Raw genomic sequence first — 15,466 nt, 5'->3', positions numbered from 1 at the left:
CGAGGGCACCCATCAAGGCTACGGCATGACAGGAACACCCTTCGGACGATTTCACCATGTGGGGATGGCCGTGCAAAACACGGGACAGGCGATGGGACTTTTGCGCGCGCTGTTGGGGGCGGAGCCGGAAGGACCGCGGTACGAAGATTCGAATCAAGGCGTATTCGTTCAGTTTCTCCGCGCGGCGGACTTGCGAATCGAACTGCTGGAGCCGGCGGGATCGCCCGGGCCACTGGACTCGATCCTGCGGCGCGGCATCGCTCTCTATCATATTTGTTACGAAGTCGACGATCTGGATGAGCGGTTGCTTGGCCTGGTGAACGGTGGGGCGAATTTACTGTCCGCGCCCAAGCCGGCCGTCGCGTTCGGCGGTCGGCGGGTCGCATTTGTGATGGTGCAGGGACTGATGATCGAGCTCGTGGAGGGCGAATAGGCTGATGGCGTCGTCCAAACCACTCGGGGGGGAATTCGATCCGCGACAAGCGAACGCGCTGCTGGACGAGGTCCATCGGCAGCCGACCATCGCGAAGATCGCTCAGGCGGCGCGGGTTCTCGGGCCCCACCGATCGGCACTTGCGACGGCGCCGGTGCGGGTGGCGTGTCTGTCGTCGTTCACTTTCGATCCACTCAAGTCGGCGCTGGAACTCCAGGGATTGCGCGCGGGTTTCGCGTTCGATGTACACATCGGGCCGTACGGGCAGTTCGATCGTGAGTTGATTGATCCCGCATCGGGGACGACGGCCTTCAAGCCCGATGTGGTCCTGCTCGCCGTTCGATTGCACGACGTATCGCCGGCGATTTACGACGGGTTTAATTCCCTGTCGTCCGTTGAGGCCGAGCAACGGATAGACGATTGGATGGCACGGCTGCGTTCGGCGTTGACGACGTTTCGTCAGCACTCGGCAGCGACAGTGCTCCTTCAGAATTACGAAGTGCCGGCCTGGCCGGCGCTGGGGATCGCGGGCGCGGCCGCCCCACTGTCGCAAGCGGCGTTGATTGAGAGGGCCGGCCAGGCACTCCGTGAATTGGCGTCGTCGATGGAAAATGTCTACGTAATGGATTACGACGCCCTTGTCGCGCGGCACGGTCGGGCGCGGTGGACCGACCGGCGGATGGCCCTCTATGCGCGGATTCCCGTGTCGGCGGAGAACTATTGGGCGCTGGCGGGTTTTTATGTACAGCACCTTCGGCCGCTGTACGGATTGTCGAAGAAGGTGCTCGTGTTGGACGCGGACAACACGCTGTGGGGCGGCGTGGTGGGTGATGTCGGGATGGAAGGCATCGCCCTGGGGCCGGATTATCCCGGCAGCGCGTATGTCGCGATGCAGCGGCGGGCGCTGGAGCTTTATCATCGCGGCATTGTGTTGTGCATCGCTAGCAAGAATGAGCCGGGCAGCGTCGAGGAAGTCCTGGACCGGCATCCGGAGATGGTCCTGCGGCGCGAGCATTTCTCGGCGATGCGGATCAACTGGCGGTCAAAGCCGGAAAATTTGCAGGATATGGCGGCGGAACTCAACCTGGGGATCGACAGTTTTGTGTTCGTGGATGACAGCCCCGTCGAGTGCGATTTGGTGCGTACGACGTTGCCTTCGGTATTGACGGTGGCGCTGCCGGCGGAGCCGGCGGAGTATGCGGCGGCGATCGAGGCGCTGGATTGCTTCGAGCAGTGGTCGATCTCGGCCGAAGACCGGCAGCGCGGCGCGCTGTATCGCGCGGAGGCGGGCCGGCGTTCGCTGCAAACAGCGGCGGTGGATATGCCGACGTTCTATCGACAGCTTGAAATGGAGATGACGCTCGGCGTCAATGAGCCGGCGGCCGTTTCACGGGCGGCGCAGATGACGCAGCGAACCAATCAGTTCAACATGCACACGATCCGGTGCAGTGAGGATGACATCCGCCGCTTCATGGCGTCCGGCGACAGCCTGGTGGTCACGCTTGCCCTGAAGGATCGATTCGGGGACAATGGGACGGTCGGGCTGGCCGTTGTGAGGCGCGGCCGCGACGAATGGGTCCTTCATTTGCTGCTGATGAGTTGTCGCATCCTGGGCCGAACCGTCGAACAGGCATTTGTGGATTGGATCGCCGCGCGGGCGAGCGCCTCGGGCGCAAGCAAGCTGGTGGGTGAATTCGTGCCGACCAAAAAGAATGCTCCCTTCGCCGGGTTCTACGGTTCCTGTGGGTTCGCGGCAGGTCCTGCGGAGGGGACGCTGCAGCGATGGATGAAGCCGCTGGATGGCCGGTCGCCGACGCTGCCTGATTGGTTGAAGATCACCGTAAACAACGCCGACGAGAGTAGATGATGCCTTCCGCTGATGACCGATTTCGATCCGTGGTCTGCGCCGTGCTGGGAGTCCGCCCCGAGGAGGTTGGCGAGAGGCTTTCGCCCGATACGGTCGACACGTGGGACTCGCTGAACCAAATCAATCTGATCGGGGCGCTGGAGCAGGAGTTCAGCGTCCATCTGACCGCGGAGAATCTGGCGGACTATCAATCCGTCGCGGGGTTGAAGCGGCTGCTTGGGCAACATGGGGTCAACATCGAATAGCGAATGGCGAATGGCGAATAGCGATAGGATCGTTTCACACGCCACTGACCCTTTGACCCTCTCTTCAATTCGCTATTCGCCATTTGCCATTCGTCATTCTCCGGCCATTCCTGTCACGCTTGCTTTCCTCTTGCTCTACGCCCTGACCTGCGCGCCGGGCGTATTGTGGCAGGACAGCGGGATGTTTCAGTTTCGTGTGTGGCACGGCGATGTCGCGGGGATACAGGGGCTGCCGCTGGCGCACCCGTTGTACATCCTCCTGGCCAGGGCTTTTTGCTGGCTGCCGCTCGGGCCGTTTGCGTTCCGCGTGAACCTGTTTTCCGGCGTCTGCGCGGCAGTGGCTCTGGGAATCCTGGCGGACCTGCTTTACTCGCTGACGCGATCGAAGTGGTCGGCCGTCTGCGGGGCGGTCCTCCTGGGAGTCAGCCATACCTTTTGGATGCACGCCGTGATCGCGGAGGTCTACAGCCTCTACGCCCTGGCGCTGCTCGGCGAATTGTGGCTCGTCGAACGGTTCTGCTTGACGCGCCGGCGCGTGTGGTTGTTCGCCGCGCTTTTTCTCAACGGGCTGAATCTCTCCAATCATCTCCTGGCGATCCTGCATTGGCCGGCCTATGTGGGAATCATCATCTGGGCGGTGCGCGCCAGGGCCCTGACCCTTCGGTGGCTGCCCCTGCTCCCCTTGATCGTGCTCTTTGGCGGGTTGCAGTATCTGGCGCTTGTCGCCGCCAAGATCCTCGCCGGCCGACCGATCGGCAGCACGCTGACCGAGGCATTGGTCGGCCCACCGGAGCGCGCGGAGGTCGTCCTCACTCATTCATTCTCGCTGGCGGAGCAGTTGGTGAAGGCGGTTCAATATTTCACGCTGAATTTTCCGACGCCTCTGGTGATCCTGGCGCCGATTGGATTCTGGGCCGCCTGCCGCCATGCTGCGCTACGGAGGATGGCCCTCTTCGCAGGCGGTATCTTTCTCGTCGGTTTTGTTTTCGCATTCCGGTATCGAGTGCCCGACCAGTTCGTTTTTTATTTTCCGTGCTACGTGACATTCGCCCTCTTCGCGGCCCTGGCAATTCCGAGCGTCGCGCGGTCGCGGTCCTTGCAGGTGATGTGCCTCATCTTCGCGCTACTGCCGGCCGGCGTGTACGAAATTGCCCCGAAACTGGCGCGGGATCGCGGCCTGGCCTTGGGACAGAACCGACACCTTCCCTACCGGGACCCCTATTCCTTCTTTCTTCGACCGCGCAAGAATGGCGACGGCGGAGCGGAGCGCTTCGCGCGCGAGGCACTCGCGACAGCCGCTCCCAAAGGCCTGCTCATCGGTGACGCGACAATTCTCAACGCCATCATCTATGTGCGGGATGTACTGGGTGTCTGTCACGGCGTGGCGGTGGGCGCCACGGCCGACGTGCGGCCCGCGGCTCCCGTCGTTCGGAGGTTGCGACCGGAGACGATCGGCCCATTTGTCTGGCAGGGGACCGCGTTTTCCTGTACGGACGCGCCGGCCTACCTACCACCCTGGTTCGGGCAGGTCTATGATCTGTCGCCAGTCGGTGTCGTGTATCGAATCGTGGAAAAGGGAGCGGTGAGGAGGTAGACGCATGGCGGATTTGGCAAGTCAGAAATGTGTGCCTTGCGAGGGCGGTGTTCCTCCGTTGAGTGACGAAAAAGTGCGCGAACTGCTTGGGCGGCTGGACGGATGGGGAGTGGAGAAAAATCACCATCTCCTGCGGACGTTTACGTTTCCGGATTTCAAGAAGGCCCTTTCCTTCGTGAACAAGGTCGGCGAAGTGGCAGAAGCGGAAGGCCATCATCCCGACATCTATCTGTCGTGGGGCATGGTCCGGGTGGAGACGTGGACGCACGCGATCAACGGGCTGACGGAGAATGATTTCATCCTGGCGGCGAAGATTGACAAGCTGCCCAGAGGCTGACGAGCGATTGTCGAGGCGGAAAAAGACGAGCGTGGCCACCAAGAGCGCGGTTAAGGATTACTGGGAAGCCAAGGTCTGTGGGGCGACGTATGGCCGCGCGAGCCCGGATGGCGCCGTCGACCTGGATCGAATGGCCGAGACTCGGTATCGGCTGGAACCCTATATTCCGCCTTTTGCCGATTTTCCATCGGCCCGCGGCAAGCGCGTGCTGGAACTCGGGATCGGCGGAGGGGTCGATTTCTCAGGCTGGGTCTCGAACGGGGCGGATGCGACCGGCGTGGACTTGACGGAGGCGGGCATCCGAATGGCCCGCACCTATCTTGCCCAAAAGCAGTTCGACCCGCGAACTTATCGCCTGTTGGTCGGCGACGCCGAGAACCTCGCGATCAAGGACGAATCCTTTGACATCGTTTACTCCTTCGGGGTTCTGCACCATTCGCCGGATACGGCGCGGACCTTTCGGGAGGTCTATCGCGTGCTAAGGCCGGGAGGCATCTTCCGCGGGATGATCTACCACCTGTACTCACCGGTCATGTTTATGATGTGGCTGCGCTACGGTCTCCTGGCCGGCCGGCCGTTCAAATCCGTTCGTCAGGCCGTCTTCGAGAACCTGGAGAGCCCGGGGACGAAGGTCTATACGCGCAAAGAGGCCGGAGACCTGTTGACGGCCTCAGGTTTCACCGTCGAGAAAGTGATCGCGAAGATCAGTTTCGGGGATTTGTTGCTGATCAAGCCCGGAAAGAAGTATCAATCGGTGCCCTACCGGATTTGGTGGCGGCTCTATCCGCGCTGGGCGATACGCCTTATCGAAAAGACGTTTCCCGGGAAGTGCGGGGGCGCGCTGTTCTTCACGGCCCACAAGGCAGTGAGCGAGAAGCGAGATTCGGTTACCGCGCTTCGTGAAACAAGGTGAGGCTACCGCAAAGGCCTTGTAGCCGAGGGGGTCGGTTTCACCAGCGGCAGAGATCGACCGATTATTGGATCATATTCTCGGTTTCCACCTCAACCTGCGGCAATGAAGCACCGCTTCGTTTTTTCTCCAAAAAACCCGGAGAACTCCCCGCCCCGATGTCCTTTATGTCCTTGAAACCCGCGGCCGGGCTATCAGCCGTCCCCGTGGCAAAAAAGAGGTATCGCATATTGTTGCGAGCCGGCAGGTCTTTTTTCAAGGAGCCGTCCTATGTTCACCAAACGTACATTGAGCATGGTTTTACTTTCCCTGTGCGGCGCTTTTGTTTTGATGGGCCAAGCCTGCCCGTCGGACCCGGGGCCTACGCTTCCCGCAGGCAGTCCGGTGCCCGGTCCAGCCGGTCCGGCCGGTCTTCCAGGAGCGCCCGGCAGCAATGCGAGCGTTACCGCCGGGAGCGGGATCACTGTGAACAACGGAGAGGTCGCGCTCGACGTGGCCTTCACGGATGGGCTGTATTGGAAGCTAGGGGGAAATACGAACATTGACGCGGCCAGCGACTACTTTGGCACTACGGATTTCAGGCCGCTATCCCTCAGGACAAATGCCGTCGAGCGCCTGCGAATCAGCGAATCGGGAGACAGCGTTTTCTCGGGCCTGGTGGATATTCAAGTCAACAGAACTTCCGCGGCCCTCGAGACCAAACAGACCGGGGATGCTCAAGCCGGCGTATTTACTGTCGACGCAGACCCCGCGGTGTTTACAAGGGCAGTGATCCAGGCGGAAATAGGCAATACCATGGGCGAGGCGATGTGGCTGCGGACGCGACTCGCCGACCATACCACGCCGGTCGTCAAGCTTCACCGGCATCCGACCGGCACAAACAACTTCATCGATGGCCTCACCTGGGACGGGATCAACGCCGCGGTCCGCAAGTTCCACGTCAATGGAGCTGGCACATTCGTAGCCGGCAGCGACTTCGCCGAAGCCCTGCCGGTCGCGGGAGATCGGAAGTCCTTCGAACCCGGTGACGTCGTCGTGTTCAGCGCCGCCGCCGCCGGCTCCGTCGAGAAATGCAGGCGTCCAGCCGACACGAAATTGGCCGGCGCATATTCCACGCGGCCCGGCGTCCTCGGCGCGGAGAAACACGGTGAAACGCGGATCGATCCGCAGGACATTCCCGTTGCGATCACGGGAATTGTTCCCACGAAGGTCAGTTGCGAAAACGGCCCCATCGCACCCGGCGATTTGTTGACGACCTCAACGACGCCCGGACACGCCATGAAGGCAAAGTCCATCCGAATCGGCGACGCCGAGGTGTACCCGACCGGCGCGATCCTCGGAAAAGCCATCGAAGGGCTCGATAAGGGGACGGGCAAGATTCGCGTTCTGATCACGCTCAAGTAGAGTAGTTCATATTTGCCCGTAGGGCTTTTCGGCCACTCGCCCTTGACGTCGCGCAGCGATGTCAAGGGCGCCGGCCGTGGATCACCGGCGAAGCTGTCAAGGACCACGAACCGCGCAATCGTGAAATGCTCTAGCCTCACGCCTTGTGGAAAAGAATCAGGCTGCTGGTAAAGCCGTGGATGAAGGTCTTGTCGCCGACGGGGCCGATCTCGCCCGCCGCAAAGAAGCCGGCCACTTCGCAATTGCCCGCGATCTTGTTGACCAGCCCGATGTCGTGATTCGCCGCGCCGAAGAGGCGTGATCCCCTGCCATTGCAGGAGAACAAGAGGCCGCCCATCGGCGGACGGGGCATCGTCGTCACCTTTCCGGTCAGCAAGTTCTTCATCTCCTCGTCGGCGGTCTTGGAATCGCGGACGTGGAACTGGATGGTCTGACCGGGGCGGACGAGGGCGTTGATGGCGACGGCCTCATCGTTGACGACGCCCATGAGATTTCGAATGAGGAAGTCGCCGGGGCCGAACTTGCCGAGTCGTTCATCGACGACGCGGCCGACGTGCAGCCCTTGTTGCATCAGTTCCTGATCGGCGGGCGGGGCGGCGTTGTAGACCTGGCGGAGGACTTCGAGAACCGGCTTGCCGCGCAATTCAAAGATGACGTTTTGGTCCGCCTTGGTCACAACAAAAGGCTCGCCGATCGGACGGCAGCCTTGTGACACCACCGCGTGAATGGCGATGGGGCCGGAGAGCGAGACGCCGACCAAGCCCTGGCGCAGGACTTGATCGCCGAGGAAGAGGCGGTTCTGACCAGGGGCGTTCGCGCCGCTGGCCAGGCCGCCGACGATCTTGCTGCCGGGGAAGGCGTCGTCCATCTGCTCGAGGCAGGATTCGGCATCGATGGAGAACGGGTCGGGCAGGACGATGAAGCCGGGTGCCTCGTCGGTCTTGACGCCGAGGTGATCGCGCCAGGCCTCGGCGCCGTCGAGGGACTGGACGTCGTTCTGATCCACCACGAAGGGAAGGACGCGGACGTCAGGCAGCTTCGCCGCCCACACCGCGATGGCCGGGGCGCGTTCGATCTCGCGGTCGGGACCGATGATGCTCTCGCCGGTGCAGCCGATGAGATTGCGGGTATTGATGGCGTCGCGGATCGCGGTCAGGAGTTCGTCGTAATCCGGACCGTAGTGATGCGAGACGAAGATCAAGAGCAGGTCCGGATGGACGCCGTCCAGGGATTTTTTCAGGTGGCTGACCGCGGCGGTCGGATCCGCTTCGGTCGTAATGGCGGATTTGAAATACATCTTTCGCTCCGTATCGTGCATGGGCCAAGTTTGCCCGCGCCGCTGCCCCATTGTAGCGGCGAGAAGCTTAGCCCGGCTTCCTGCCCACCTTACTGAGGACAAGGAGGCGGGGTTCGGTCATTTCTTCAATGGCGTAGCGGACCCCTTCGCGGCCCAGGCCGCTGTCCTTTACACCGCCGTAGGGCATGCTGTCCACGCGGAAGGCCGGGACGTCGTTGAGGATAACGCCGCCGACATCCAGCTCGTTAAAGGCGTAGAAGGCGGCATCGATATTTCTGGTGAAGAGGCCGGCCTGCAGGCCGTAACGACTGGCGTTGACGCGGCGGCAGGCGTCAGCAAAGTCGTCAAAGGGCTCCAGGATGGCGACCGGGCCGAAAACTTCGCGGCAGGAGAGGGGCAGGTCGTCGGGCACATTCTCGACGAGCGTGGCGTCATAAAACCCGCCGTTTCGTCGGCCGCCGCAAAGGACTCTTGCGCCGCGCTGAACGGCGTCGCCGACCCATTGCTCGACCCGTTGAGCGTCGGATTCCGTGATCATGGGGCCGAGGAAGGTCTCCTCTTCGAGGGGATCGCCGGACTTGAGCTTTGCCGCCGCCGCGGCGAGCTTGGTCTTGAGTGGGTCGTAAACCGAACGGTGCGCGATGATCCGCTGCACGCTGATGCAGGATTGGCCGGATTGGTAGAACGCCCCGACGATGAGGCGGCTGACGGCGTAGTCCAGGTCCGCGCCCTCGTCCACGATGCAGGCGGCGTTTCCGCCGAGTTCGAGCACGACTCTCTTCTTGCCCGCTTTGGATTTCAGCCTCCAGCCGACCTCGGGCGAGCCGGTGAAGGAAAGGAGCTTGATCCGATCGTCGGTGGTCAGGGGTCCGGCGTCTTCGCTCTTGCAGGGGAGAATGCTGAACGCGCCGCGGGGCCAATCCGTCTCAGCGAGGATTTCGCCGAGCATCAGGGCGGAGATGGGCGTCAGCGATGCCGGCTTTAGCAGCCAGGGGCAGCCGGCGGCAATGGCCGGGGCGATCTTGTGCGCGGCGAGATTGAGCGGGAAATTGAACGGCGTGATGAAAGCGCAGACGCCGATAGGCACGCGCTTACAGATCGCCTCGCAACCCTCGGCGCGCGGGGAAATGTCCAGCGGCAGATACTCGCCGGTGATCCGCGTGGCCTCTTCGGCAGCAATGCGAAACGTGTCGATCGCCCGTTCAACTTCGCCCCGGGCGTCGCGGATGGGCTTGCCGACTTCGCCGGCCAGCACCCTGGCGAATTCTTCGGCACGTTCGCCGAGCCGACGCACGACATGATGAAGGACGCCCGCGCGGGCGTGGCTGGGCATCTTGCGGCATGCATCAACGGCAGCCGCTGCACGCGTGATCGCCTTTTCGATGGCGGCGGAATCGGCCTGCGCGACGCGCGTACACGTTTCGCCGGTAAACTTGTCGGTTACGAAGAGATTCGCCGGTGCGGCAACCGACTCGCTGGCCAGCCAATAAGGGAGACTCGGGGGCAGCGGTTCCCTGGTGGACATTGGCCTAATGCTAGCCGGTCGCGGGGGCGGCGGGCGCTGGGCCGGGAGGTGCCATATTGACAGCTACCTGACGTGAGTTCCGACAAGGCCTGCCAAATGGGCCTATCTGCGCGGGAAAACGCCAATTCCACCAATCAGTAACTTAGCCATAACTATTTATATGACATGGTGTTATAAAAGAATCAGGCCGAGACCTGCTTTAGGTTCGGGTTGGCATATCTGTTGCTTTGAACCGATGTAGGCGCTCGGGCCGCGCCTTGCGAACTATGGTCATCGATATCGAAAATCGTTGGAATGTCCTCATCGCCCATGGGTCTCAGAATCCGTGGGCGACCGACCTGGCCGGGTTCCTGGCGGATCGGCCCGTGGACCTGCATTGGCCCCGTTCCGAGACGGAGGCGATCTGCGTGGTATCGGAGCGTCCGGTGCACCTGGCGGTCGTCGATGACCGGATGCCGAGCATCGGCGGGTTGGCGCTCTTGCGGCGGATTCGACGGCTGGGCTTGGCGATGCCCGCCTTGCTGGTCTCTCCGCGACCGGACCCACGGATTCTGCGCGAGGCCCTGGAGTTGGATGTATTCAGCGTGGTGGACGAGGGGACGGCGCAGGCCTCCCTGCTCCCGCAGGTGCTGAAGGTGTTTCAGCGTTTCTATCATGTGGATTGGCCCCCCGTGGCGGGGACCGAAAACCGGAATTAAGTGCGAAATCGTAGTTTTCTGGAAAGAGTGAAAGAAGGAGTAGCTTCCATGTCGGTGACGAAAGTAAAGATTCGCCCGCTGGGCGACAAGGTACTGGTCAAGCGGATCGAGGCGGAGGCGGTGACGGCGGGCGGGATCGTCCTTCCGGACAGCGCCAAGGAAAAGCCGAAGCGCGGCCGCATTCAGGCCGTCGGCGACGGCAAGCTGCTGGACACGGGCGAGCGCGCCAAGCTCCAGGTGAAGAAGGGCGACGAAGTGCTCTTTACCAGCTATGCCGGGACGGAAGTGAAGGTCAGCGGCGAAGAGCTGATCATCATGGACGAGTCGGACATCCTGGCGATTTTGGACTAACGCGGATCAAAGGGCCCATAGGCCCAATAGGTCCTATTGGCTGGCACCCATGAAATCAAAACTGTTTGAGTCCGCGTTGGAAGAGGCGATCAAGTTCGGGTCGGCGGCGCGACTGGTGCTCACGTTTCCCGGCAACGAGGACGCGATGCACATCCACCCGCTGGCCTACAACAAAATCGAGGACGGCGGCTTTCGCATCGAAATCCGCGTCTCGAAATACGACGACGCCGAGGTCGTGGACGACGTGGTCTTTGTCGACTGCGGGGCGATTGAGACCGTCGAGTTGCAGGTGAAACAGCAGGGCAGCGTCTGGCAGGACGAGCCCTTTCAAGGCATCGACGAAGAAGGAGACGAGCAATGATTGATGCTCCGATCATTCCGACGACGGCTATCAAGCAGGCGAAGATGAAACCGTGCTGCCTGGCGATCAGCGCCGAGGCGGCGGCGGGAATCGGCGAGCCGGCGATCACGCGCACCTGGCGGGCGCTGTCGCTCGACGATCAAAGCGAACTCGCCAAAGGCGTGGTGGATGCCGGTTCCGATGATCTGCTCATGATCATCCGCGAAAAGGCCGCCACGGCGGCGCGCGGGATCGGCTACGACCCGCAGCAGTTCATCCTGGAAAACAAGTAGGCGTATCGGGCGGCGATCACGTCGTCCCGCAAAAACAAGAATTAGCACCGAGTAACTCAAGAGAGCGACAGGGAGAAACAGGAAATGGCAGCAAAGAAAATTGCATTTGAGATGGAAGCCCGCGAGGCGATTCGCAGCGGCGTCAACCAACTCGCCCGCGCGGTAAAGGTCACCCTCGGCCCCTGCGGCCGAAACGTCGTGTTGGAAAAGTCCTTCGGCTCGCCGACCGTCACCAAGGACGGCGTCACGGTCGCCAAGGAGATCGAACTCGACGATCCGTACGAGAACATGGGCGCCCAGATGGTCAAGGAAGTCGCCAGCAAGACCTCCAGCGACACGGGCGACGGCACCACGACCGCGACGGTCTATGTCGAGTCCATCTTCAACGAGGGACTCAAGAACGTCGCCGCCGGTGCGAACGTGATGGAACTCAAGCGCGGCGTCGATATCGCCGTGGAAGCCATCGTCGAGGAATACAAGCGGATCAGCCGCCCGGTCAAAGAATCCAAGCAGATCGCCCAGGTCGGCACCTGCGCCGCCAACCACGACGCCGAGATCGGCAAGAAGATCGCCGAGGCGATGGACAAGGTCGGCAAGGACGGCGTAATCACTGTCGAAGAGGGCCAGGGACTTGAGACCACCGTCGAACTCGTCGAAGGCATGCAGTTCGACAAGGGCTACCTCTCCCCGCACTTCATCACCAACCCGGAGAGCATGGAAGTCCGGCTGGAGAAGCCGTACATCCTGATCCACGAGAAGAAAATCTCGTCCATCAAGGACCTGATCCCCGTCCTGGAGAAGGTCGCGAAGGCCGGCCGCTCGCTCTTGATCATCGCCGAGGACGCCGAGGGCGAGGCCCTGGCGACGCTCGTCGTGAACAAGCTTCGCGGCACGCTCCAGTGCTGCGCCGTCAAGGCCCCCGGCTTCGGCGATCGCCGCAAGGAGATGCTCGAGGACATCGCCGTCATGACCGGCGGCAAGGCGATCTTTGAGGACCTGGGCATCACGCTCGAAGCCCTGGAACTCAAGGACCTCGGCTCGGCCAAGCGCGTCGTCGTCGATAAGGACAATTGCACCATCATCGAGGGCGCCGGCAGCACGAACGACGTGAAAGGCCGCATCGCCCAGATTCGGACCGCGATCGACAAGACGACCAGCGACTACGACAAGGAGAAGCTCGACGAGCGGCTCGCCAAGCTGGCCGGCGGCGTGGCGCAGATTCGCGTCGGCGCGGCCACGGAAGTCGAGATGAAGGAGAAAAAGGCCCGCGTCGAAGACGCCATGCACGCCTGCCGCGCGGCCGTCGAAGAAGGCATCCTCCCCGGCGGCGGCGTCGCTCCCCTGCGAGCGCTCGCGGCCGTCCTGGAGAAGGAAGAGAAGAAGCTCAAGGGCGATCAGAAGACCGGCGTCGACATCGTCCGCCGCGCCCTCTGGGCCCCCATCAAGTGCATCGCCGAGAACGCCGGTCTCGACGGCTCAATCGTCGCCCAGAAGGTTTTTGAGTCCAAGCAGGCCAACTTCGGCTACAACGCCCTGACCTGCGAGTACGGCGACATGATCGACATGGGCGTGATCGTCCCGACGAAAGTCGAGCGTATCGCGCTGCAGAACGCCGCGAGCGTGGCGACACTCCTGCTCACGACGGACTGCGTCGTCAGCGAGATCAAGGAAGAGAAGCCCAAGGGCGGCCCGCGCGGTGGTATGGGAATGTAAACCCCCCTCTCCCCTTGGGAGAGGGACGGGGTGAGGGCTAACCTCATGGTTTGGTCTTCTCCCCTTCCTCTCCCCAGGGCGAGGCATTTTCTTAATGGAGCGCCAACGGTGCTTCATCGCGAGCAACCCAAGTCTTCTGAACGAACCAAGAAGTTTTCGCGAGAGCTTCGCGCCAGGATGACCGTCCCCGAGCGAATGCTCTGGCACTGCCTCCGCAACCGCCGCCTCGGCGGCCTCAAGTTCCGACGGCAGCAACCGATCGGCCCCTACATCGCTGATTTCTTCTGCGAATCCGCCTCCCTCGTCGTGGAACTGGACGGTCACTCCCACGCCAATCGCGGCAAGCAGGATGCCGAGCGTGACCATTTCATGCAGGCTCGCGGCGTGGACATCCTGCGAATCCCCAATACCGATTTGTTGAAGGATCGGGCAGCAGTAGAATGCCTGATCCTCTCCCTAATCGAATCGTGCAATCGCCCATTGCAGAAACCAAAGCCCCGGGGAGACAGAAATTAGCCATGAACCGAGAACGGCGACCACCACCTCCGGGATATGCACGAATAGCCAAGGCGAATAGGGAATTCATTGAGGCGATCAACGCGGAGGTCGTGGACGCGAAGTACATCGAATTTGAGTACGCCGCTCATACCTGTTGGGCCTGTGGTTATTATTCAAAGGACTTCAAACCCCAGCGAGCTCATGTTCTTGCAGATCGCCGAGGAGGAGCAAATAGCCCCGAGAATTATGTCCTGCTGTGCGAAGTGTGCCACAAAGAACAACCTGACGCTGTATCCAAGGAAGTCTTGGAGCAATGGCTGATAAGTCACGAATCCGTGGATAAAAAAACTTTACGAGAGGTTCTGCCGGTATTCGAGGCGGTAAAAGCAATTGCGAGGAATCGCAACGCAGAGGGCAGCATCGAGGCGTTCGCTGAGCGGCTTAATGCCAAGGCCGACGAGGGAACTCTCATAGAAGAATTCATGAAAAGGGTCGCGTACGAGTCATCGAATCCCTCGCCACGCACGCATAGATCAAATTTCGCATGGGGCGTCGCCCAAGCCTTCGTCGATTGGCTTGACGGAAGAAAAGGCACGAAGGTCAAAACGCAGGAGTATCTATTTACCGTTGACGATGATCTCAAACGATGATCATTTCAGGCCGTTTCAGCCGCCTTTCCCGGAGGGCTGTTAGCCTAGGGCTTCAGCCATGGGTCACGGGACGACGCGATCCTCCCACCCCCGCTCCCCTCCTCCGCCCGCCGCGGCGGGCTTCCGACGTTCCATCCCCTTCCAGGTTCCCTCAAGCCACAAGCCCCAAGTCGAAGATCGGCCCTGGCTCTTAATCCCCCAAGGATTCGAACACACCCGCAAATCATTAGGAAAATCGCGCGAATCGGTCGGCGCGCTGCAAACGGATGCGCGCTCAAGCCCTGAAATACCAATATGGCCCGACGACGGGGCGCTGGCGGTCTGGATTGAGAATTGCCCGGTGGATTTGACGCCCCCACGCCGCGCGGACTTCGAGGCGGCGGTCAAGGCTATGCTGACCTTGGCGGGGCTACGCCGCCATCCAGCGGACTAGGGCGACAACGGAATAAGCGGCGACGATGACGACTGCGCCCGCGAGGCCGATGACGAGGCGTGGATCGAATTGGGGCGGCGGTTGAATCGACAAAATGGCGAGGCTGGGCTACAGTTTGCGGCATCATGTCGTTGTCAAAGGACCATCCGTTTTCCTTTTTGTGGCTGGATCGACAGGGAAACGTATCCAAGGTCAAGGTAATTGCAATCGTCATTTGCATCGTGGTGGGTGGTGGACTCAAGGGATATTGTGATTACACGCCGCCTCATGGCCCGTTTGTTGTCAACGATGAGCTGCGGATGGCGTGCAGTTACGACGGAAAGCCAATGCCAGACTCGTCTCTTATTCGCGAACTCGAAAGCTTCGACGCGTATCGTGTAAAAGGAGTGGACAAGAAGGAAGCACTGCGCAGCGCGATTTCCAAGTGCGGAATATTGTCAGTCGAATTGGGGATTAATTCAGGTTTTTGCATCCCCTGCTATACGGCCATCGTCAATGAAGTGTACGGCAAATGAATCTCGCGCAGCGCCACGCTGGGCGCAGACAATAACAATTAGGGACAGCGGGACTGTTGAAAAACTGGAAACTAGGGACAGGGGGGGCTGTTGAAAAGTCCGTTTTTTTTCTTGGGGAAGAGTAATCCGTTTTGTACATTTTGTCGCGTTGGTTGAGTGGACGCCGGTTGCAGGGAGGCGACGCGATGATTCGCGACAGCCGTGAACGGTGCGTATTGTTGTTAGAGTCCCTAAAAGAACTTCATAAACAATGACGAAGAGTGCCGATAGCCAGGGTGTTGCAGGATGCGACGACACCGGGTGTCATGGAGGACACGCATATGGCCAAGCCTCTCGTCGACGACGGACTCTGGGCAATTGTCG

The 15,466-nt window shown here is 61.2% G+C and carries 18 protein-coding genes; 15 read left to right on the top strand and 3 right to left on the bottom strand.

Annotated features, from left to right (window positions below; genetic code table 11):
• Positions 1-25: 25 nt before the first annotated feature.
• From VJZ71_02020 to VJZ71_01995, 6 genes are read left to right on the top strand one after another with little or no spacing between them, the layout of a single operon-like run.
• On the top strand, positions 26-433 hold the full coding sequence (locus tag VJZ71_02020; protein HKQ46827.1) for a VOC family protein: 408 nt from the start codon (positions 26-28) through the stop codon (positions 431-433).
• A gap of 4 nt (positions 434-437) precedes the next feature.
• Positions 438-2,300, top strand: coding sequence for an HAD-IIIC family phosphatase (locus tag VJZ71_02015; GenBank protein HKQ46826.1), 1,863 nt, complete (start codon positions 438-440; stop codon positions 2,298-2,300).
• On the top strand, positions 2,297-2,545 hold the full coding sequence (locus tag VJZ71_02010; protein ID HKQ46825.1) for an acyl carrier protein: 249 nt from the start codon (positions 2,297-2,299) through the stop codon (positions 2,543-2,545). Before VJZ71_02015 ends, VJZ71_02010 begins: the two co-directional genes overlap by 4 nt.
• 10 nt (positions 2,546-2,555) lie before the next feature.
• A complete protein-coding gene (locus VJZ71_02005; protein HKQ46824.1) occupies positions 2,556-4,139 on the top strand; it encodes a DUF2723 domain-containing protein in 1,584 nt (527 codons plus the stop codon).
• 4 nt (positions 4,140-4,143) lie between these two features.
• Positions 4,144-4,476 carry a 4a-hydroxytetrahydrobiopterin dehydratase gene (locus VJZ71_02000; GenBank protein HKQ46823.1) on the top strand — a complete coding sequence of 111 codons (333 nt, stop codon included), beginning with the start codon at positions 4,144-4,146 and terminating at the stop codon, positions 4,474-4,476.
• Positions 4,477-4,507: 31 nt separating this feature from the next.
• Positions 4,508-5,389: a class I SAM-dependent methyltransferase gene (locus VJZ71_01995; protein ID HKQ46822.1), complete on the top strand. Its 882-nt coding sequence runs from the start codon at positions 4,508-4,510 to the stop codon at positions 5,387-5,389.
• 61 nt (positions 5,390-5,450) lie between these two features.
• On the opposite strand, the gene VJZ71_01990 is transcribed toward VJZ71_01995, so the two are convergent.
• Complete coding sequence (locus VJZ71_01990; GenBank protein ID HKQ46821.1) at positions 5,451-5,645, bottom strand: hypothetical protein; 195 nt, start codon at positions 5,643-5,645, stop codon at positions 5,451-5,453.
• A gap of 11 nt (positions 5,646-5,656) precedes the next feature.
• Between VJZ71_01990 and VJZ71_01985 the strand changes: the two genes are divergently transcribed.
• Positions 5,657-6,790, top strand: coding sequence for a collagen-like protein (locus VJZ71_01985; protein ID HKQ46820.1), 1,134 nt, complete (start codon positions 5,657-5,659; stop codon positions 6,788-6,790).
• Between the two features lie 136 nt (positions 6,791-6,926).
• Here the strand turns inward: VJZ71_01985 and VJZ71_01980 are convergent, their stop codons facing one another.
• A complete protein-coding gene (locus tag VJZ71_01980; protein HKQ46819.1) occupies positions 6,927-8,087 on the bottom strand; it encodes an FIST N-terminal domain-containing protein in 1,161 nt (386 codons plus the stop codon).
• 67 nt (positions 8,088-8,154) lie between these two features.
• Positions 8,155-9,612 (bottom strand): aldehyde dehydrogenase family protein, encoded by a 1,458-nt coding sequence (locus tag VJZ71_01975; protein ID HKQ46818.1) that lies wholly within the window; start codon positions 9,610-9,612, stop codon positions 8,155-8,157.
• Between the two features lie 266 nt (positions 9,613-9,878).
• Here VJZ71_01975 and VJZ71_01970 point away from each other — a divergent pair, with 266 nt between their 5' ends.
• The 8 genes from VJZ71_01970 to VJZ71_01935 all read left to right on the top strand — a co-directional run bounded on the left by VJZ71_01970 (position 9,879) and on the right by VJZ71_01935 (position 15,103).
• Positions 9,879-10,310, top strand: a complete 432-nt coding sequence (locus tag VJZ71_01970) for a response regulator (protein ID HKQ46817.1) — start codon at positions 9,879-9,881, stop codon at positions 10,308-10,310.
• Positions 10,311-10,358: 48 nt separating this feature from the next.
• On the top strand, positions 10,359-10,661 hold the full coding sequence (gene groES / locus VJZ71_01965; GenBank protein HKQ46816.1) for a co-chaperone GroES: 303 nt from the start codon (positions 10,359-10,361) through the stop codon (positions 10,659-10,661).
• Between the two features lie 49 nt (positions 10,662-10,710).
• Entirely contained in the window at positions 10,711-11,022 is a 312-nt protein-coding gene (locus VJZ71_01960; GenBank protein HKQ46815.1) for a hypothetical protein, read from the top strand.
• A complete protein-coding gene (locus VJZ71_01955; GenBank protein HKQ46814.1) occupies positions 11,019-11,294 on the top strand; it encodes a hypothetical protein in 276 nt (91 codons plus the stop codon). Before VJZ71_01960 ends, VJZ71_01955 begins: the two co-directional genes overlap by 4 nt.
• An 84-nt stretch (positions 11,295-11,378) precedes the next feature.
• On the top strand, positions 11,379-13,007 hold the full coding sequence (groL, locus tag VJZ71_01950; protein HKQ46813.1) for a chaperonin GroEL: 1,629 nt from the start codon (positions 11,379-11,381) through the stop codon (positions 13,005-13,007).
• A 108-nt stretch (positions 13,008-13,115) separates the two neighbouring features.
• The gene (locus VJZ71_01945) at positions 13,116-13,523 is read left to right on the top strand and encodes a DUF559 domain-containing protein (GenBank protein HKQ46812.1); all 408 of its coding nucleotides are present in this window, start codon (positions 13,116-13,118) and stop codon (positions 13,521-13,523) included.
• Positions 13,524-13,525: 2 nt separating this feature from the next.
• A complete protein-coding gene (locus tag VJZ71_01940) occupies positions 13,526-14,155 on the top strand; it encodes an HNH endonuclease signature motif containing protein (GenBank protein ID HKQ46811.1) in 630 nt (209 codons plus the stop codon).
• 492 nt (positions 14,156-14,647) lie between these two features.
• The gene (locus tag VJZ71_01935) at positions 14,648-15,103 is read left to right on the top strand and encodes a hypothetical protein (GenBank protein ID HKQ46810.1); all 456 of its coding nucleotides are present in this window, start codon (positions 14,648-14,650) and stop codon (positions 15,101-15,103) included.
• Positions 15,104-15,466: the final 363 nt, after the last annotated feature.

Source organism: Phycisphaerae bacterium (assembly GCA_035275405.1).
GTDB lineage: Bacteria > Planctomycetota > Phycisphaerae > UBA1845 > UTPLA1 > DATEMU01.
This window is presented reverse-complemented; position numbering and strand designations above follow the sequence as displayed.